Origin of the sequence: Pedobacter sp., assembly GCF_045628745.1 — a bacterium.
Lineage (GTDB): Bacteria > Bacteroidota > Bacteroidia > Sphingobacteriales > Sphingobacteriaceae > Pedobacter.
Map to the genome: position 1 here is coordinate 1 of NZ_JAZQPU010000178.1, position 4,703 is coordinate 4,703.

At 39.7% G+C, this 4,703-nt stretch carries 4 protein-coding genes; 1 reads left to right on the forward strand and 3 read right to left on the reverse strand.

What is annotated here, in order from left to right:
• The coding region (locus ACR2F7_RS07035; RefSeq protein ID WP_432712874.1) for a fucose isomerase at positions 1-1,404 on the reverse strand (1,404 nt) is incomplete at its 3' end.
• Between the two features lie 229 nt (positions 1,405-1,633).
• Here ACR2F7_RS07035 and ACR2F7_RS07040 point away from each other — a divergent pair.
• Positions 1,634-2,506 carry an AraC family transcriptional regulator gene (locus ACR2F7_RS07040; protein WP_432712875.1) on the forward strand — a complete coding sequence of 291 codons (873 nt, stop codon included), beginning with the start codon at positions 1,634-1,636 and terminating at the stop codon, positions 2,504-2,506.
• 7 nt (positions 2,507-2,513) lie between these two features.
• On the opposite strand, the gene ACR2F7_RS07045 is transcribed toward ACR2F7_RS07040, so the two are convergent.
• Together ACR2F7_RS07045 and ACR2F7_RS07050 are read right to left on the reverse strand one after the other, a co-directional pair.
• Positions 2,514-3,446 (reverse strand): dihydrodipicolinate synthase family protein, encoded by a 933-nt coding sequence (locus tag ACR2F7_RS07045; protein ID WP_432712876.1) that lies wholly within the window; start codon positions 3,444-3,446, stop codon positions 2,514-2,516.
• A 38-nt stretch (positions 3,447-3,484) separates the two neighbouring features.
• A partial coding sequence (locus tag ACR2F7_RS07050; RefSeq protein WP_432712877.1) for a sodium:solute symporter family transporter occupies positions 3,485-4,703 on the reverse strand: 1,219 nt, incomplete at its 5' end.

Consider the following 4,703-nt stretch of genomic DNA (forward strand, 5'->3'; position numbering starts at 1 on the left):
TCTTTGTGTTTCTTCTTTAGGTAAGGCTACTACTTCGCCCACACCAAGGTCGCAATGCAGTTCGTTATTAATAATGTAAACTCTGCTCCACACAATGAAGCCAGGTTTGCTAATCCCTTTAAGGGTTCCGCCACCTAAACGGAAATACATTGGTGGTTGTCTTTCACTGCTTGCCCCACGGTAACCATCAATAAAATGAGCTGGAGGTGCTGCACCGGAAATGAGGAAAGTCCATACAAAAGCATCTATTTCTCCTTCTTTATAGTGTTCGCCCCAACGGATGTCGTGCAAGGTGTTTTCACCAGTCATCCCTAACTCCTTCCAAAGCTTATAGGTAACCACGGCATCGATTCCTGCACATTCATCTACCTCATTAAAATGTGGCAATGCTTCATTAGGAAAAAGCTCAATGCCCGAAGTAGAAAATACGGGTGGCCTGTTGGTGTTATTTAATAAGCCTTCTACCAAATCACTTGCTACTGTGAGGTCTTTTAAGCCTTGCTGGTATTGAATACCAATGGTATCACAATTGAAGGTAGCTGCAATTCTTACCGCAGCAATATACATTTTGCATTGCTCCAAAGTTTGATTACGCGTAAGCTGTTTTGTAGGATTTTTACCCCAGTTAAAGGTCATCCCCTGATCTAGCAACCAGGTCAGGATAGCTTCTGCTTCAATATCCTTTACGGTCAGCATCTCTGCATAAAGAGATGACTGACTTAAGCGCTCCTTAAAGAATCCCTTTTGGTGTAATAACTCGTCTGGAATAATGGCATTGTACATACCCATGCAACCTTCATCGAATACGCCCATGATAATTTTTCTTTCTCTTAAGGCACGGGCAAAGGCCCTCCCCTTTTTTTCATCATCAAGTGGGATTTTATGAAGCGCAAAGCTTTTTACATGACTTTGGTCATACCTGATTGTTCCCGTGGAAAGCCATTCAGCAAGTCCTTCTAAAAAAAAGTCGTCATCAAAATCCTTACTCCATAAAGTGCTATAGCTAATATTTGCTTTTGTCAAACTGCCATTGAGGTTTAACATACCCACCAATCCAGGCCATTGACCACTCCAATTGGCGACTGTTAAAATAGGTCCTTTATGAGTTGTTAAGCCGGCTAAAACATGGTGGGAATATTGCCACACACTTTCGGCAACAATGACACATTGATAAGGATCTATGGTTCTGAAAATATCAATCCCCATTCTTTGGGAATCTATAAAGCCGTGTTTTTTGGTGGAATCGTAGGCATGCGCACGTTTAACTTTAACACCAAACTTTTCAAAAGCTTTGGTCAAAGCAGTTTCCATCTGCAGCTGTGCAGGCCAGCAGTTTTGATTGGCAGAGGGGCGTAAATCACCACTCGCAACTAACAGAATCTGTTCGTGATTATATTGTTTCATCTTTCATACAGGACAATCCTTTTGTGGATAAAAGAAAATGCCGATTTATATTTTGGTTATAGCCCATAAGGCTCTATACAAATCTGTAAAATACTACTCTTTAATTATTGATCGTATTTAGCAAGAAAGTGTAGGATATTATCATATAACTAAGTAACTTTAATTATTACCTCTATAAGATATTTTACATTTAATACGTTTAGCCGAAACTTATTTCACTAGCCTGTACATGAAACCACATTTCCACAAAGTTCCTATTACGCTCCAAAGCTCGTTCAGCATTAGACATGACATTAAATCTGACTTCGGTAATCTCTGGCATTACCATCCGGAGTTGGAACTGCATTATATCATTAAAGGAGAAGGAGTACGTTTTATAGGTGATAACATCAGCAACTTTGCGCCGAACGAAATGATTCTATTAGGAGAAAATCTTCCGCATACATGGCGTTGCAAGGATGAATATTTTCAAGGCAACCCTGATTTGAAGATTGAGGCGATGGTAATTCACTTTTTGCCTGATTGCCTGGGGAAATACCTCATTAATTTACCGGAAGCTTACCTCATTCCTAAATTATTTGAGAAAGCTAAAAGTGGAATGGTAATCCATGGAAAAGCTAAAGAGAAATTGGCCGTATTGATGCAGCAGGCCGTTTATGCAACCAATATTGACAGGATCATCATTCTGTTGTCTATCTTAAAGATTCTAGCAGAAACAGATGAATATGCGATGGTAGTGACCAGCAAAAACACCTTTTATCAGTCTAATGAATCAGAAACATTACGCATCAACAAAATTTGCAACTATACCCTATCCAATTATAAAAAAGACATTACCCTGGAAGAGATTGCCTCTTTAAGCAACCTCAGTGTCACCTCCTTTTGTCGTTACTTTAAGCTGATGACAAAAAAGACCTATTATGATTTTCTGATTGAAATTCGCATTAGTTATGCCTGCCGCTTTTTAATTGAGAATAAACTACCTACAGAAATGATCTGTTTTGACTGTGGTTTTAACAACATTTCAAATTTCTATCGTCATTTTAAAAAGGTAACGGGCATGACTCCTCTTGACTATAAGCGGAAGTATTTAAATGATTAATAGCGGCTTACACCGCTATTTTTATATTTAAGTCTTCTCTTAAAAAGTCGTAATCTTTATAGAGGTTTTCAATGCCATGGATAACTGATGGTGTAAAAGAACCTACATCTCTACGGGTAAAGGTTAAAATATTCAAGCCTCTTTTTTGTAAGAAATATTTTGATACCAGGGGATATACATTGTGCATCACATCCATGTTATCGATCAGGAAGTGTTGTACCTTCTGCACTTCATTGGTTAAATTGACGTCATCGTAATGCTGACAAAGCCATACGATCAATTCAGGAAAGTAATTACCCTGTATGCAGGAAAGGCCAGCAGCGCCTGCTTTTAAAGATTCTACAGCATGAACCATGTAAGCATCGTAAAGCCCAAATTTCTGGCCTGCAGTACCTGCAATTTTCTCTTTAATTTGCAACAAATCAAGGCTGGTATCTTTATGATAAATCACCCTGCCTGTAGCCACATACTGCTGCAGTTGCTGGGGTTTAAGCAACCTCTTGTAAGGAATGGGACATTCATAAAATCCGAGGGGAATTTTTTCTGTCTGGTCTAATAAATCAAAGAAACGCTGGTCGAACACTTCATCGGCTTCCTGTTCTCCGGCAAGTAAACTGCTGATCAGGATTACAGCCTCAACACCGGTATCATGAACCCTTTTCACGAAGTCGGCCTGTTTATTAATTGTTCCACCAAAGGTTCCTGTGGCGATGACAGGGACTTTACCATTGACTACTTTTATGACATGGCTGATGACCTGGATTCTTTCCTGATCAGTTAGTTCGAACATCTCACTCGATAAACAATTGGCAAATAAACCTGACGCTCCAGCTTTTAAATAGCTTTCTGTAAGCTGCGTTAAAGCATCAAAATCTATTTTACCATTGCCATAAAAGGGAGTCAGCATTACCGGGATGAACCCTTTAGGTGAGTTTTTCATTGTAGGTTCTGTTTTTTACAAGTTGATATTTAAATATATTATAACTGAGGTTTAATGAGTTTACTTTTAGTTCTTGTTAAGAAAACGCCAGCTAAAAGGATGGTTAATGTACCCACCACAATGATCATATTCCTGTTTAAAGGGTTTTTAAAGTATTCATACTCATCAGGCAAATAAATGGAAAAGGTCATCCACATGATTACAGCAATGCCAATTAATGTAGCAGGAATAGCTTCCCGGTTTTTTGTTTGTTTACTGATGATACCGAGTAGGAATAAACCTAACATGCCCGCAGCGAAGATGCCTGAAAACTCCCACCATACATCGAGGATGCTTTTTACCCCTATCATTGCTATGCCCATCGCCATGCCCATGAGGCCAAATCCAACGGTGGCAATATGCAGTAGCAGAAGGTTTTGCCGGTCGGTGATGTCTGGTTTAATATATCTTTTATAAATGTCAACGGAAAAGACAGTGGCCGAAGCATTCATGCCTGAGCTGATGGTGCTCATAGCGGCAGACAATACTGCAGAAACGATTAAACCAACCAGGCCTACAGGAATTCTGGTGACCATAAAGTGTGGCATGATCTTGTCACCATAATCAGCGGGCTGCAAGGCATTCTGCACCCTTAATATCTCTGCTGCCGATGCATGCGGGGGTAAACTTTCAATGGCCACCTGGTGCTTAACGGATTGTATCAAGTCAGGATTGAATTCATAAAAGGCGTATAAACAAGATCCTATAATAAAAAATAAGAGGGAAGCCGGCAAATATAACCATACACATAACCATATTGATTTGGAAGCTGCTTTTGAAGAGGTTGCCGTATGGTAACGCTGGATATAGTTCTGGTCCATCCCAAAGTTATTAAGATTGATGAAAAAACCGTACAATAAAACAACCCAAAAAGAGGAGCCAATAAAATCAGGAGAGAAGCTGCCTAAACTAAACTTTTTTGCCGACTGACCAATCTCTACAATTTTGGAAATGCCACCAGGCATATTAGAAATGATGAGGTATAAGATGAGCAAGGCACCAAAAGTTTTGACCACAGCCTGGATTACTTCCGTCCAAATGACAGCTTCAATACCACCCAAAACAGTATATAAGATAATACAAATGCCCATGACTACCATAATCATTTGCATGGAATAACCCGTAAGGGCCTGCAGACTTAAAGCAATTCCAAAAAAGATGGAGCCCATGCGGACCAGTTGTGTCAGTAAAAAACATACTGCAGCATAGGTTCTTGCC